This window comes from Paenibacillus sp. SN-8-1, assembly GCF_050995535.1.
Lineage (GTDB): Bacteria > Bacillota > Bacilli > Paenibacillales > Paenibacillaceae > Fontibacillus.
Map to the genome: position 1 here is coordinate 1,953,906 of NZ_CP194782.1, position 14,992 is coordinate 1,968,897.

Annotated in this window: 17 protein-coding genes; all 17 read left to right on the forward strand. The window is 48.4% G+C overall.

Translation table 11 applies throughout. The features are described 5' to 3' along the window. Positions 1 to 22 precede the first annotated feature (22 nt). On the forward strand, positions 23 to 748 hold the full coding sequence (locus tag ACRRNK_RS09200) for a demethylmenaquinone methyltransferase (RefSeq protein ID WP_433946429.1): 726 nt from the start codon (positions 23 to 25) through the stop codon (positions 746 to 748). Beyond that, entirely contained in the window at positions 741 to 1,610 is an 870-nt protein-coding gene (locus tag ACRRNK_RS09205) for a UbiA-like polyprenyltransferase (protein WP_433946430.1), read from the forward strand. Before ACRRNK_RS09200 ends, ACRRNK_RS09205 begins: the two co-directional genes overlap by 8 nt. After that, positions 1,607 to 2,281 (forward strand): UbiX family flavin prenyltransferase, encoded by a 675-nt coding sequence (locus ACRRNK_RS09210; protein ID WP_433946431.1) that lies wholly within the window; start codon positions 1,607 to 1,609, stop codon positions 2,279 to 2,281. Before ACRRNK_RS09205 ends, ACRRNK_RS09210 begins: the two co-directional genes overlap by 4 nt. After that, the gene (locus ACRRNK_RS09215; RefSeq protein WP_433946432.1) at positions 2,241 to 3,104 is read left to right on the forward strand and encodes a menaquinone biosynthesis protein; all 864 of its coding nucleotides are present in this window, start codon (positions 2,241 to 2,243) and stop codon (positions 3,102 to 3,104) included. Before ACRRNK_RS09210 ends, ACRRNK_RS09215 begins: the two co-directional genes overlap by 41 nt. Beyond that, positions 3,101 to 4,075, forward strand: a complete 975-nt coding sequence (locus ACRRNK_RS09220) for a polyprenyl synthetase family protein (protein ID WP_433946433.1) — start codon at positions 3,101 to 3,103, stop codon at positions 4,073 to 4,075. Before ACRRNK_RS09215 ends, ACRRNK_RS09220 begins: the two co-directional genes overlap by 4 nt. A 100-nt stretch (positions 4,076 to 4,175) precedes the next feature. Next, on the forward strand, positions 4,176 to 4,619 hold the full coding sequence (ndk, locus tag ACRRNK_RS09225) for a nucleoside-diphosphate kinase (RefSeq protein ID WP_433946434.1): 444 nt from the start codon (positions 4,176 to 4,178) through the stop codon (positions 4,617 to 4,619). Next, complete coding sequence (locus ACRRNK_RS09230) at positions 4,610 to 5,455, forward strand: CheR family methyltransferase (protein ID WP_433946435.1); 846 nt, start codon at positions 4,610 to 4,612, stop codon at positions 5,453 to 5,455. The genes ndk and ACRRNK_RS09230 overlap by 10 nt, the downstream gene beginning before the upstream one ends. 72 nt (positions 5,456 to 5,527) lie before the next feature. Continuing rightward, on the forward strand, positions 5,528 to 5,701 hold the full coding sequence (locus ACRRNK_RS09235) for a hypothetical protein (RefSeq protein WP_433946436.1): 174 nt from the start codon (positions 5,528 to 5,530) through the stop codon (positions 5,699 to 5,701). A 180-nt stretch (positions 5,702 to 5,881) separates the two neighbouring features. Then, positions 5,882 to 7,051 carry a chorismate synthase gene (gene aroC / locus ACRRNK_RS09240; protein ID WP_433946437.1) on the forward strand — a complete coding sequence of 390 codons (1,170 nt, stop codon included), beginning with the start codon at positions 5,882 to 5,884 and terminating at the stop codon, positions 7,049 to 7,051. After that, positions 7,051 to 8,145 (forward strand): 3-dehydroquinate synthase, encoded by a 1,095-nt coding sequence (gene aroB, locus ACRRNK_RS09245; RefSeq protein WP_433946438.1) that lies wholly within the window; start codon positions 7,051 to 7,053, stop codon positions 8,143 to 8,145. Before aroC ends, aroB begins: the two co-directional genes overlap by 1 nt. Positions 8,146 to 8,148: 3 nt before the next feature. After that, positions 8,149 to 8,523, forward strand: coding sequence for a chorismate mutase (gene aroH, locus ACRRNK_RS09250; protein ID WP_433946439.1), 375 nt, complete (start codon positions 8,149 to 8,151; stop codon positions 8,521 to 8,523). A gap of 348 nt (positions 8,524 to 8,871) precedes the next feature. Next, a complete protein-coding gene (gene trpE / locus ACRRNK_RS09255) occupies positions 8,872 to 10,425 on the forward strand; it encodes an anthranilate synthase component I (protein ID WP_433946440.1) in 1,554 nt (517 codons plus the stop codon). A gap of 22 nt (positions 10,426 to 10,447) precedes the next feature. Beyond that, the gene (gene trpD, locus ACRRNK_RS09260) at positions 10,448 to 11,488 is read left to right on the forward strand and encodes an anthranilate phosphoribosyltransferase (RefSeq protein WP_433946441.1); all 1,041 of its coding nucleotides are present in this window, start codon (positions 10,448 to 10,450) and stop codon (positions 11,486 to 11,488) included. Continuing rightward, positions 11,478 to 12,293, forward strand: coding sequence for an indole-3-glycerol phosphate synthase TrpC (gene trpC, locus ACRRNK_RS09265; RefSeq protein ID WP_433946442.1), 816 nt, complete (start codon positions 11,478 to 11,480; stop codon positions 12,291 to 12,293). Before trpD ends, trpC begins: the two co-directional genes overlap by 11 nt. Further along, complete coding sequence (locus tag ACRRNK_RS09270; protein WP_433946443.1) at positions 12,286 to 12,948, forward strand: phosphoribosylanthranilate isomerase; 663 nt, start codon at positions 12,286 to 12,288, stop codon at positions 12,946 to 12,948. Before trpC ends, ACRRNK_RS09270 begins: the two co-directional genes overlap by 8 nt. Next, positions 12,949 to 14,145, forward strand: coding sequence for a tryptophan synthase subunit beta (gene trpB / locus ACRRNK_RS09275; RefSeq protein WP_433946444.1), 1,197 nt, complete (start codon positions 12,949 to 12,951; stop codon positions 14,143 to 14,145). Then, a complete protein-coding gene (gene trpA, locus ACRRNK_RS09280; protein ID WP_433946445.1) occupies positions 14,142 to 14,948 on the forward strand; it encodes a tryptophan synthase subunit alpha in 807 nt (268 codons plus the stop codon). Before trpB ends, trpA begins: the two co-directional genes overlap by 4 nt. Positions 14,949 to 14,992: the final 44 nt, after the last annotated feature.

The following is a 14,992-nucleotide window of genomic DNA, read 5'->3' on the forward strand; positions in this document are numbered from 1 at the left end:
GAAGGGAAAGTGAAAGAAATCAATGGAATCACAATCTCCTAATCAAAAGGAACAATTTGTGCACTCCGTGTTCGAGAGCATTGCTCCAAAATACGATCTTATGAACGACATTCTAAGCTTCCGCAGGCACAAGGCATGGCGCAAATTCACCATGAAGAAAATGGCCATGTCGGCCGGAGACACAGCGGTTGATCTTTGCTGCGGTACATGTGACTGGACAATAAGCATGGCCGAAGAGAGCGGTGGCCAAATTAAGGGCCTGGACTTCAGTGAGAACATGCTGGAGGTGGGACGGGGCAAAGTTCACGCTCGTGGACTTGACAGCAAGGTCCAGCTGTATCAAGGCAATGCGATGGCTCTGCCTTTCGAGACGGACCAGTTTGATTATGCGACAATCGGTTTTGGTCTGAGGAATGTGCCGGATCTGCATCAGGTACTGCGTGAGATGAAGCGGGTTGTGAAGCCCGGCGGGATGGTTGTTTGTCTCGAGTTGTCCAAGCCTACCTGGCAGCCCTTCAAAGGTATTTATTATTTCTACTTCAACAGAGTTCTGCCGTTTCTAGGCAAAATGTTCGCTAAACGTTATGAGCAATATAAATGGCTCCCGGACTCGCTTGTACAATTTCCAGGCAGGCATGAGCTGGCTCAAATTTTCCGTGACATCGGACTGACTCAGGTGGAAGCTTATCCTCTGACAGGTGGAATTGCTGCATTACATATCGGAATCAAGGAGACGCCAGATGTTTAAGAAAACTGCAATCTTTCTACAAATGATCAAATTTGAACATACTGTTTTTGCCCTTCCATTTGCTTTTATGGGGGCCCTACTGGGCTCTGTATCGGTTAATGGACATCTGCCCAGCTGGGCACAGATTGGCTGGGTGCTGCTCGCCATGTTTGGTGCAAGGAGCGCCGCAATGGGGCTTAATCGGCTGATTGACAGGGTAAGTGACAAGAAGAACCCACGTACCGCCGGCCGCGCCATTCCAGCTGGACTGCTGCGTATCAGTGAAGTTGTGGTTTTTATCGTGGTCTCATTCATTTTATTGTTCTGGGCTGCTTCCCAGCTTAATCCACTTTCAGTTAAGCTGCTTCCTATTGCTGTATTTATGCTGGTTCTATATTCCTATACCAAGCGCTTCACTTGGCTCTGTCATGTGGTGCTTGGAATGACGATAGCCCTAGCTCCGCTGGGCGGATGGGTAGCCGTGACCGGAACCGTTAATGGATCGGCTTTAGTATTTTTTGTGACCATTACTTTCTGGGTGGCGGGGTTCGATATTATTTATGCCTGCCAAGATATGGAGTTCGATCGAAAAGAAGGCTTGTTCTCAATTCCAGCACGCTTCGGTGTGGCTACATCGCTTAAGATAGCCAGAGCTTTTCATATCATAACCGCGCTTGGATTCATCGCACTCTTTCTAATGACCCATTTGGGCTGGTGGTACATTACCGGAATGGTCATTGCTTATTTAATTCTTTTCTACGAGCATACCATCGTCTCACCGAAAGATTTAAGTCGCCTTCAGACAGCATTCTTCCTGATGAATGGAGTACTGAGCATTGTTGTGTTCTCGTTCACATTAATCGACCTGCTGGTGAACCGATGATGAACGTTCAAGTAGATTCCAAAGCCATTGAGTTATATTCGTCCAGGGCTTATGTTGTAGGGATCACCGGAGCTAGCGGGTCTGTGTATGGAGTTAGACTGATCCAAGTGCTGCTCCAGTTCGGAATAACCGTCCATATTGTCATCTCTAATGCGGGCTGGCGGGTAATCAAAGAGGAGCTGAGATGGAACACGACCGACCGGGAGGGGCTGCTTTCCGAGAAGTTCGGCTCATATGCAGGAACCTATCATTACCACCCAGTGGCCGATATTGGCGCATCCATAGCGAGTGGATCCTATCGTGTTGATGGAATGATCATCATGCCATGTTCTATGGGCACGCTGTCGTCCATTGCCCACGGCTCCTCCGAGAACCTGATGACACGGGCTGCGGATGTGATGATGAAGGAGTCCCGCACACTTGTGCTTGTACCTAGAGAGACACCTCTGCATGCCATTCATCTAGAGAATATGCTCACCTTGGCAAGGCTTGGAGTTCGGATGATTCCGGCAATGCCGGCCTTTTATTTTGGTCCGAAGAGCATGGATGATTTGATTAACTTCCTGGTGGGTAAAGTACTAGACAGTCTAAATATAGATCATCGCTTGTTTACAAGATGGGGGGATACAAATGAACAACAAGGAGAACAGAATCCTCATCGGACAAATTGATTATTCAAATGTATGGCCGGTATTTCATCATTTTCGTCCGGAGAACTTATCGCGAAAGGTTAGTATGGTAACAGAAGTTCCTTCTATACTGAACCGGAGCATGCTGGAAGGGTCTCTGGATTTGTCGCCGATTTCATCGTTTGCATATGGGCTCGGCCACGAGAATTTTGTACTACTTCCTAATTTATCTGTAAGTGCCAGAAGTGCAGTAAATTCCATTCTACTGTTCTCCAAGGAACCTTTGGAGTATGTGATTAACGGTAGGATCGCCCTGACGAATACGTCTGCCACTTCCATAAATCTTCTTAAAATCATCATAGAGAAAGCATACGGCGGCAGGCCTACATATTGGAATAGCGAACCGGATCTTACATCGATGATGCAGGAAAGTGATGCGGCGCTGCTTATTGGCGACCATGCGATTCGGGCTTCCTGGGAGGATCACGGTTATATTGTCACAGATTTAGGGGAAGTCTGGAAAAGATGGACGGGTTACGGAATGACCTTCGCTGTATGGACAGTTCAGCGAACTTTTGCCGAGCAAAATGCAGAGCTGTTAGGTGAGATTATCGATGCTTTTACTTTGAGCAAGCAACAAAGTCTTAACGATTTGCAGCCCTTGATTAACCGTTCAGTAGAAGAAATCGGAGGCACTCCTGCCTACTGGCGGCATTATTTCAGTAATCTGTGTTATGATTTCTTGGACGAGCAGCAGGCCGGATTGGCTCTGTATTTCAAATATGCCTACGAAATGGGTCTGTTAAAGACCGAAGTACCTTTAAATATATGGAGTGACAATAAGCTGACACGGGTGAAAGAATGAAACTATTGGATATTTTCGGGACACTAAAGAAAGATATGGATGCTGTGGAGCAACAGCTGTACCGGACCATTGACGTGGATCAGGAGCTGCTGAAAGAGACCTCTCTTCACCTGCTTCAGGCAGGAGGTAAGAGGCTGCGTCCTGTGTTCGTACTGCTGGGTGGCAAATTTGGCAACTATGATCTGGACCGTCTCCAGCACATTGCAGTTCCTCTTGAATTAATTCATTCGGCATCCCTGGTACACGATGACGTCATTGACGATGCCCACACCCGCCGCGGCAAACCTACTGTAAAATCTAAATGGGATAACAAGATCGCCATGTACACCGGCGATTATATTTATGCCAAGGCACTCTCAATCGTAACCAAGCTGGGTAACCCGGAGATACACCGTATTTTATCTAAAGCGCTGGTCCAAATGTCCATCGGGGAGATGGAACAAATACGTGACTTCTTCAATACCGGGCAAACGGTCCGGAATTATCTGCTTCGCATCCGCCGTAAGACGGCACTATTAATCGCTGTAAGCTGTCAGCTCGGAGCGATAGCAGCTGATGCACCGGTAGAAGTGAGCCGATTGTTATACCGTTATGGTTACAATGTAGGTATGGCCTTTCAAATACGGGACGATCTACTGGATTTAAAAGGAACTGAGAAGCAGCTGGGCAAGCCGCCTGGCAGTGACATGAGACAAGGTAATATTACGCTTCCTGTATTATTTGCCCTTCAGGAAGAGAGACTTCGCGAACCGCTGCTGCGGGAGATCGCGGGGATCCACGCTGCGGACAGCTCTGCGGATACCTCCCGGGCCATCCAGATGATTCTTGGCAGTCAAGGAATTTCACGTGCGGAATTACTTGCTGACAGGTACATAGAGAAGGCGCTTTCCTCATTACAGCGACTCAAAGAGAACAAAGCGAAGAAGCATTTGCAGGACATTGCTTATTTTGTCAACAGAAGAGCATATTAAGCACTTATCACCCTAACATTATTCTGCTAATATATGGAGTGAGTCCGCTAGATTCGCCTGGAATTAGAGAGAAAGCGGCGACACAACGGGAGGGTTACCTATGGAACGTACTTTTTTAATGGTGAAACCAGATGGCGTGCAGCGCGGCTTGATAGGCCGGATTATTAGCCGTTTGGAAGACAAGGGGTTTAAGCTGGTTGCTGCCAAACCTGTCCAAATTACGCAGGAGCAAGCAAAGAGACATTATGCGGAACATGAAGGTAAGCCTTTTTTTGACAAACTGGTGAGTTTCATAACTTCGGCACCTGTGTTCGCGATGGTCTGGGAAGGCGACGAAATCGTAACGTTGTCACGTATCGTCATTGGCAAGACAAATGTTACTGAAGCACAGCCTGGGACGATTCGTGGGGATTATGCCGCCCATACGCCGTCTAATCTCATTCATGGATCCGATTCGGTGGAGAGTGCTGAACGTGAAATTGCTAACTTCTTCGAACCGCATGAAATACTTAACTATACGAAGAGTACTGACACGTGGATTTAAGTCGCATCTCATCTCAAGTTGACAAGACGGAACATGAGGGAACAACACCAGATCCCGATTATGTAGGTTTTATTCAAAGTGTGAAGCAGCATACCGGTATTGACCTGGCGCAATACAAGGAAGCTCAAATGAAACGGCGATTGACCACCTTGAGAACCAAGAACGGTCATTCTTCGTTTGCCTCTTTCTTCGAAGCCATGATGGCGGATAAGAAACTCTTCTACGAATTTCTTGACAAGATGACGATTAATGTCTCGGAATTTTGGCGTAATCCGAACCGCTGGGAGGTTCTTAGGGATAAGATTATTCCTGAGCTGACTGGGGGCAGCAAGTCACGTCTTAAGGTATGGAGCGCAGCCTGTTCCACTGGGGAAGAGCCTTATACGATTGCTATGATACTCTCTGATTTGGGCATGCTCCAGAACAGTTATTTGCTAGCGTCGGATATCGATGAAGGTGCCCTAGCGAAAGCTAACCAGGGATTGTACCTGGAGAGATCTTTGAAGGACGTTCCGGAGGAAGTGAATCGGCGTTACTTCACACCTGAAGGCAGTGCTATGAGTGCTATGTACCGGGTTGATGATAAGCTGAAGAAGGCGGTTACGTTCAAGAAGCAGAACCTGCTGCTGGATCGTTTCGAAGAGGAATTTGATCTTATCGTATGCCGCAATGTAATGATTTACTTTACCGAAGAAGCCAAGAGTGCCTTATATACAAAGTTTGCGAATGCTCTACGTCCTGGAGGGATTCTGTTCGTGGGCAGCACAGAGCAGATTTTCTCTCCGGGGAGATATGGGCTCGAAGCAGCAGAAACTTTCTTTTATCGAAAAATGTAAAAATCCGCTAGTATATTCATGCCCTTAATCTCCGATACTGGTTATATGCGAATCCATATCGGAGGCAAGATCATGGACAAAAGAAAAGTAATTCACGCTTATCAGCGCGGATTCCTGACACTTCAGGAGTGTGCGCAGATTCTTGGTGTGGAGAGAAGACATGTAGAAAGTCTGCTCGGCTGCAAGAATCAAGAAGATAGAAACAAGAGTAAGGCCGCTCTTCTCGGCAGGGAAACCGTCGGCTAGACTAGCTCAAAATCAGGAAGTTATTGACGCACTGACCCTATTCGGGGGATGGTGCGTTTTTTGTTTTGGTAACTCATGGTTGGCTTTCCTTGTCAAAAGCGCAGAACCTATACTATAATGAGCAAAGAATTCTCGGATTTTAGCCAATTACAGTTTAACAGTTTAAAGGGGGAACGCATCATGAGTTTACGTTATTTAACGGCAGGGGAGACGCACGGTCCCCAGCTAACTGCGATTATAGAGGGATTACCGAGCAATTTAGAGATTGACTTTGAAGCGCTTAATTTCCAGCTTTTACGTCGTCAGAAGGGCTATGGACGCGGACGTCGCATGCAGATCGAGAAGGATACGGCCAAGATTGCCGGTGGAGTTCGGCACGGATATACCACAGGGGCTCCGGTTGCTCTAATTGTAGAGAACAATGACTGGAAGCATTGGCAGAACATTATGAATATCGAACCTATTGAAGGATCGGATGAAGAGAAGCGCCGCGTACACCGCCCAAGACCAGGACATGCTGATTTGAATGGCGGACTGAAATACAATCTGAAAGACCTTAGAAACGTGCTTGAGCGCTCGAGTGCGCGGGAGACCGCGATTCGAGTGGCTTGCGGTGCGGTTGCCCGTCAATTGCTGGAGCACTTCGGCATTCGAATTGCCGGACAGGTTATTCGAATTGGTGAGATTGAAGCACCACCTCATAACTTGTCGCTGGATGAACTTCGGGAAGCAACAGAGCAATCTTCCGTACGTGTTGTGGATGCCGATACGGAGAAGAAGATGGAAGCTTACATTGATCAGATCAAGCAGGATGGAGATTCCATCGGCGGAATTGTTGAATGTATTGTTGAAGGCGTACCGGTAGGACTTGGAAGCCATGTACAATACGACCGTAAGCTGGATGGACGAATCGCGCAAGCTGTAATGTCGATCAATGCATTCAAAGGCGTTGAAATTGGGATTGGATTTGAAGCGGGAACGATCCCGGGTTCTAAAGTCCATGATGAGATTTTATACAGCGAGGAACGCGGTTACTACCGGGCTACTAATCGTCTCGGCGGATTTGAAGGCGGCATGACGAATGGAATGCCAATCGTGGTTCGCGGTGTAATGAAGCCGATTCCTACACTTTATAAGCCATTGCAAAGTGTGGATATTGATACGAAGGAGCCTTTCACCGCTCAGGTTGAACGCTCTGACGCCTGTGCAGTCCCTGCGGCAAGTGTTGTCTTGGAAAGTGTAGTTGCATGGGAAGTGGCTAAAGCCTTCTTAGAGAAATTCGGTGGTGACTCTATCGAAGAAATTGAGCGGAACGTGAACAGCTATAAAGAGCAATTGGGGAACTACTAATGAGAACGCTAATGGTGGAGCTGGGTGAGCGTTCTTACCCTATTTACATTGGAAGCGGTCTACTGAATGACTTGGGGAGTTATCTCCAGAAACATGGTATAACAACCAAAAGCACGCTATTGATTGTAACCGACGACAATATCGCACCTCTTTATCTTGAGAAGACGTTACATATGCTCCAGCAAAGCGGATACCGTGTAGTGACCTCGATCGTTACTGCTGGTGAGAAAGCTAAATCATTATCTGTGTTCGAAAATGTGATGACCGCAGCTATTGAGGGAGGGCTCGACCGGAATTCTGCAGTGCTCGCTCTTGGCGGTGGCGTGGTGGGTGACCTGGCAGGCTTCGTAGCTGCCAGCTACATGCGTGGAGTCCGGTTCGTCCAGATTCCTACAACCATTCTTGCTCACGACAGCAGTGTGGGCGGCAAGGTTGCCGTGAATCACCCGCTGGCCAAGAATATGATCGGCGCTTTCCATCAGCCTGTTATGGTTCTCTATGATGTGGATACGCTGCAATCACTTCCAATGCGCGAGGTGAAGGCTGGGTATTCCGAGATGATCAAGCACGGACTGATCTGGGATGAGGCATTCGCAGAATGGTGCCTCGACCATGCAGAGAGCCTCCTGTCTCTGAATCGTGATGATCTGGCTTATGGATTGGAACGAGGGTGCGCGATCAAAGCGGCGGTAGTCTCGGAGGATGAGCGTGAGAATGGATTGCGTGCGATCCTGAACCTCGGTCATACAATTGGACATGCGATTGAAGCGGTTGGGGGTTATGGTGAATTTTTACACGGGGAAGCGATCTCCATCGGCATGATTGGCTCAGCCATTCTAGCGGTGAAGCGTGGTAGAGATCAGTCGATCTACACACGGACTAAGGAGCTTTTTGAGAGGTTCGGACTGCCTACCTCACTGCCAAAGCATTTGGATACAGAGAGTCTTATAGGTGCACTTCTCCACGACAAGAAGTTTAAGGACAACAAGATTGTCTTCGTGCTACCCGTTGCCATTGGCAAGGTGGATATCGTAACAGACATCACACTCGATGAGGTACGAAGTGTAATAGAGCAGCTGAAAGGGGAGGCATAACGGATGTATAACCGTGGTATCCGGGGAGCAACAACAGTTACCCAAAATGATGAGAATGAAATACTACACGAGACCGTCGTCTTGTTAAAAGAAATCGTGGCCCGAAATGAGATCGTTCCTGAAGATATCTGCAGTGTATGGATTACGCTCACACAGGATCTTGACGCGACGTTCCCTGCCCGTGCCATTCGCCAGATGAATGGCTGGGATCTTGTTCCGCTTATGTGTTCAATCGAAATTCCGGTTAAAGGAAGTCTGCCGCGCTGCATACGTCTGATGATTCAGGTGAACACGAATAAGAGCCAGCGTGAGATAAAGCATGTCTACCTGAATGAAGCGAAGGCACTTCGTCCAGACCTTGCAGCATCCGGGAATTAGTAGAATTTTTCTCTGAAATAGTTGTCAATCCGATGATGACTGGTGTATAGTGAGTATAGTGTATTTAGTACTTATAGAGCTGAGTAGAGTTAAGTTTGAGATGAGCAGAGTTGAGCTGAGCGAAGTCCTTAGGTAGTTGAATCGGTCGCAAGCCTGGTAGTGGAAGAGGCTATGATAGCGATTCTTGATTTGCCCGGGTGTATTTTTTGATATACCAGGTCAATCCCTCTTAATTGGACGACGATAGTTTATTTCACTGTACATTCAAGCTAGCCTCTACCTCGGTAGAGGCTTTTTATTTTATTACCATGGTATTTCGATCTATTCATGATAAAGGAGTGAAGGACAATGACAACCCCGCGTGTAGAAGAAGTGATCCAGATGGCCAAACAATATAACCTGATTCCTGTCGTTCGGACGCTGATGGCGGATATGGAGACTCCAATCCGTTTGTTCCAACGGTTCGCGCAGCGTGATCGGGCGTTTTTACTTGAAAGTGTAGAGGGCGGGGTACAATGGGCTCGTTACTCTTTTATCGGAACAGATCCTTTCCTGATGATTTCCGCCAAGAAAGGCGGCGTGGTTATCGAACAGGGTGGGGAGCAAAGATCGCTCTCGGGCAAGCCGATCGAGGAATTGAAGGCCATCCTCCGCAGCTACCGAAGCCCTGAGCTTCAAGATATGCCGCCGTTTACTGGCGGAGCCATCGGATTCTTCGGATATGACTTGCTGCAGTATTACGAGAAGCTTCCCGCACATGAAGTGGATGATCTCCAGATGCAGGATATCCAGTTCATGTTCTGCGACCAGGTCATTGTCTTTGACCATGTGAAGCAGCGGATTCTGCTTGTGGCGAATCTTCATGTAGCTGATGGAGCAAAAGACGAGGAAGTTAGAGAAGCTTATAAGGCTACCCTTACCAAGCTGGATAAGATGGCTGAGGTGCTTCAACAGGAGGGGCCGAGCGAGAGCTTTAACCGGCGTCCATTCCCTGAGGATGTAGAGCTTGGAGAAATTGCCTCGAACATGACGAAAGAGCAGTATATCGATAACGTTAAACAGGCGCAGGAGTATATCCGTGCGGGCGATATTTTCCAAGTTGTACTATCACAGAGATTCCATATTGAGACGGAAGTATCCCCGCTTCAGGTGTACCGAGTCCTCCGAACTTTGAATCCATCTCCATATATGTACTATCTCAAGATGGATGACGAAATTATCGTAGGGGCTTCCCCTGAGGCTCTGGTGAAGGTGGAGAATGGCCGTGTGTCGACTAGACCCATCGCAGGAACGCGGCCGCGTGGCGCGAATGAGACTGAAGATCGCGAACTTGCCGAAGAGCTACTGAAGGATGAGAAGGAGCGTGCAGAGCATCTAATGCTGGTCGACCTTGGTCGAAATGATCTTGGACGTGTATCCGAGTTCGGTACAGTGAAATGTGATTCGTTTATGGAGATTGAGAAGTACTCCCATGTCATGCACATCGTCTCTAACGTGTCCGGTGAGCTGCGTAAAGACAAGGACTTCTTTGATGCTTTCTTATCCTGTCTGCCGGCGGGAACCGTCTCTGGGGCTCCTAAGCTGAGAGCGATGGAGATTATAGCTGAATTTGAACGGGAAGCGCGTGGAACATACGCCGGGGCTATCGGCTACCTTGGTTTCTCAGGTAATATGGATTCCTGTATCACTATCCGAACGATTGTCTTTAAGAAGGGCAAAGCGTATGTGCAGGCAGGGGCCGGGATTGTATGGGACTCAGTTCCAGAGAAGGAATATGAGGAGACGGTAAATAAAGCCAAAGCACTTCTGAAGGCAATCCGGACGGCAGAGCAAATGTTCCCGGTATCGGCAAGCAGTGATGGAGTCATTAATCAAGATTATCTTTATGAGTACACGCCTTAAGGAAACCGAGGAGGAGATAAAGATGAGCGGAAATGAAACACTGCAGACGGGAATTTCACGTGTGATTTCAGGTCAGCATTTGGGCCGGGAAGAAGCCCGGAGTATAATGGAAGTGATTATGGCAGGCTCGGCTACGCCTTCCCAGATCGGCGGACTACTGACAGCTCTCCGGATGAAGGGGGAGACTGTTGAAGAGATCACAGGCTTTGCTGAGGCAATGCGCGGCTACGGCAACAGGCTCCATACGGAATCAAGACAGCTGCTGGATACTTGCGGAACCGGCGGTTCTGGAATTCATAAATTCAACATATCCACTACTGCGGCAATTGTCGCAGCCTCGGTATCCGTTCGGGTTGCGAAGCATGGTAACCGCTCGGCATCAGGGCGCGCTGGAAGTGCAGATGTGCTCGAGGCGCTGGGCGTGAATATACATTTGACTGCGGAGCAGGCTGAGAAATGCCTGGATGATATCGGGATTTGTTTCCTGTTCGCCCAAATCTATCATCCTTCTATGAAGCATGCCGCATCAACCCGTAAGGAACTGGGTGTCAGAACGGTATTTAACATGCTGGGACCCTTGACTAATCCGGCTTCGGCTGATCGGCAGGTGCTGGGCATCTACGATGGAAGCAAGACCGAGGTCATCGCTGAAGTACTCAGAGAGCTTGGTTCCAAACGTGCGCTTGTGGTTACAAGCCATGAAGGTCTGGACGAGATTAGTATCTCTGCACCCACCCGGGTGTCTGAACTGAAGAATGGCGTGATTAACACTTATGAGCTGCATCCGAATGATCTAGGTCTTCGTATGTATCCGCTTGGCGATGTGATCGGTGGGGATCCTCAGGTGAACGCGGATATTATCCGCCGTGTACTCCAGGGCGAGAAAGGTCCTTACCGCGATGTTGTTCTTGCCAACGCAGGAGCATGCATTTATGTATCCGGTCTTGCACAGACCATTCAAGATGGGGTAATTATGGCCGCAGAAGCCATTGATTCCGGGAAGGCACAGAACAAACTTGAGCAGCTTATTCAAACGACAGGAGAAATCAACTATGTATCTTGATCGCATTGTAGCAACCAAACATAAAGAAGTGGCAGAGCTAGCCACTGACTTCTCATTATCTTCAGCAGAGCGAACTATTGCAGACATGCCGTCAACCCTCGGTTTTTACCGTGCACTGTCGGATGGCCGCAAGCGTTCCATGGGGCTGATCGCGGAGGTGAAGAAGGCTTCACCATCCAAAGGTCTGATACGTCCTGACTTCGATCCAGTACAGATTGCTAAGAAATATGCAGACGCAGGTACGGATTGTATCTCGGTACTTACGGATAAGGAGTATTTCCAAGGAAGTGGCGAGTATTTGAAAGCAATCCGCAAGTCCGTTCAGGTCCCACTACTTCGGAAGGATTTTATCATTGATGAGCGCCAAGTGTACGAAGCCCGGCTTTTGGGTGCGGATGCAGTCCTGCTGATCGCCGCGATCCTGACGGATCAGCAATTGAAGCAGTTCGAAGCGGCAGCGGGTTCATTAGGTCTTGATGCACTTGTGGAAGTCCATGACAGAGAAGAGCTTGAGCGGGTGCTGAACCTTGGGACATCCAAGTTAATTGGGATTAACAACCGTAATTTAAGAACCTTCGAAGTTAGTCTGCGGACGACAGAGGAATTAGTTGATCTGGTTCCAGCAGGAATTACTTTGATAAGTGAGAGTGGAATATCTACACCTGAGGACATCAAATACCTGTCTTCATGTGGGGCTCACGGGGTGCTCGTGGGTGAGACATTCATGCGCAAGCCGCTGGTGGATGAGGCCGTATACGAATTAATGGGGCCTGTAATCGATGGAAGCGGGGCTGTTCATGGCTGAAGCGTCGGTAAAAATATGTGGACTTCAGGACGTTGAAGTGCTAAAATCTATGATAAACTTGCCTATCGATCATATTGGATTTGTGTTTGCCAATAGCAAGCGGCAGGTAACCGCAGATCAGGCTGCTGCGTTGATCCCCATCCTTGAGGATTGGGATAGGCCGGTGAAGCCGGAAAGCGTGGGAGTATTCGTTAATCCTACGATTGAAGAATTGTCTCATATTCTACAGAAAGCGAGTCTGGATATTGTTCAGCTGCATGGACAGGAATCACCCGAATTTTGCCGTGAGGTGAAGAAGCGGTTCGGTGTGAAAGTCTTTAAAGTGCTTTCTGTCAAGCAGGGCAACAATAGAGAAGGCTCTGATCTTGTAGATTATAGGGGAGCATTAGATGGCCTTCTATTGGATACTTATGATCCTATTTATGGCGGTGGATCCGGGCAGACCTTCGATTGGAAGCAGATTGAACCTTATCAGAAGTGGACGAAGCAAGAGGGGATTCCTCTTATTATAGCAGGTGGGCTGCACCCGGATAATGTTGGTGACTTGCTGGAGAATTTTCAGCCGGATGGCGTAGACGTGTCCAGTGGGGTAGAGACCGATGGACTCAAGGATATTGCAAAAATACGAGCTTTTGTCGAGAGGGTGAAGCGCTAGATGACACAGGTACCAGACGAGAACGGACGATTTGGCGACTTCGGAGGCCGCTATGTTCCCGAAACGCTTATGAATGCCTTGATTGAATTGGAAGAGGCTTACCGCCATTATTCGCAGGAGCCTGCTTTTCAGGAAGAAATTGATTATTTATTGAAACAATATTCCGGCCGGGAGACTCCCTTGTTCTATGCTGAGCGTTTATCAGCACACTTGGGCGGGGCCAAGATCTACCTAAAGCGTGAAGATTTGAACCATACAGGAGCTCATAAGATCAATAATGCGATAGGTCAAGGAATTCTGGCCAAACGGATGGGCAAGGGCAAGGTTATTGCTGAGACCGGAGCTGGACAGCATGGGGTTGCAACAGCAACGGTTGCGGCACTGCTTGGGCTTGAATGTAAAGTATTTATGGGTGAAGAGGATATGAAGCGTCAGCAGCTTAATGTGTTTCGAATGAAGCTGCTTGGCGCTGAAGTTGTTCCGGTTATATCGGGTACCCGTACTCTTAAAGATGCTTGTAATGAAGCACTTCGTTATTGGGTCAGCCATGTGCAGGATACTTTTTATATTCTTGGATCCGCTACAGGCCCCCACCCGTACCCAATGATGGTACGTAACTTCCAACGGATTATCGGAGATGAGACACGGCGTCAGATTCTTGAGTCGGAAGGAAGACTTCCTGATCTTATTGTTGCCGCTGTAGGCGGGGGAAGTAATGCGATTGGGATGTTTTATCCCTTCGTAGGAGATACATCGGTAAAGCTGCTTGGTGTAGAAGCGGCAGGACACGGTGTAGACACAGAATATCACGCGGCAACAATGACAAAAGGTACCAAAGGGGTCTTTCAGGGTTCACTGAGCTACCTGCTGCAAGATGCCTTCGGACAAGTGCTGCCAGCACATTCAATCTCGGCTGGGCTGGATTATCCGGGAATTGGCCCGGAGCACTCCTATCTAAAAGATATTGAGCGGGCTAGATATGCTCCAATTACTGATCAAGAAGCACTTGATGCACTTCAGCTTCTGAGCCAAACCGAGGGCATTATTCCTGCGCTGGAGTCAGCTCATGCTGTTGCCCAGGTGATTAAGGAAGCTCCAAAGCTTTCTTCCGATCAGATTATCGTAATCTGCCTCTCCGGCAGAGGAGATAAAGACGTTGAGTCCATTATGCACTACTTGGGAGGGGATCCGTCATGAATTTAATGGATCAGAAATTTGCTGACCTCAAAGCGGCGGGCCGAACTGCGCTTATTCCCTTCCTAACCGTTGGCGATCCGGATTTGGATACCACTGTGGAATTAATTGTGCAAATGGAAGCGGCGGGTGCGGATGTTTTGGAGCTGGGCGTGCCTTACTCGGACCCTCTAGCAGATGGACCTGTGATCCAGCGGGCTTCTGAGCGCGCTCTTACCAGTTCGGTTACGATCGGAACTTGTATCGATATCGCTCAGAAAGCAAGACAGCGCGGAGTGAAAATTCCGTTTGTTCTGTTCACTTATTTTAACCCTGTACTGCAAATTGGGCTGGAGACCTTCTTCCAGCAGATTGCAGAGCATGATATTAGCGGGCTGATCATTCCAGATCTTCCAATTGAGGAATCTGCAGAAGTGCTGACTTTGGCTGATGCCGCAGGGATAAGCTTGGTGCCGCTTGTGGCACCCACTTCGTTTGAACGAATTTCACGCATACTGAGCAATGCTCGTGGATTTATTTATTGTGTCTCCTCGCTTGGTGTTACTGGCGAACGCAGCTCCTTCCACGAGGGAGTAGAGCAGTTCATCAGTGATGTTAAGTCTCGCACAGACCTTCCGGTTGCTGTAGGCTTCGGGATTTCTAGCCGCGAGCAGGTAGAGCGCTTCTCTTCCATCTGCGATGGCGTTGTTGTCGGAAGTGCCATTGTCCGCAAAATCGAGGACACAATCCCACTACTGACGGATTCAGAAAATAGAGAAAAAGGCCTGTTGCAAATTCGTGAATTTGTGACACAATTGAAAGTCTAGAAAAAAGACAATAATCTTATCCCAATCAGGAAAGGAAGGGTTCG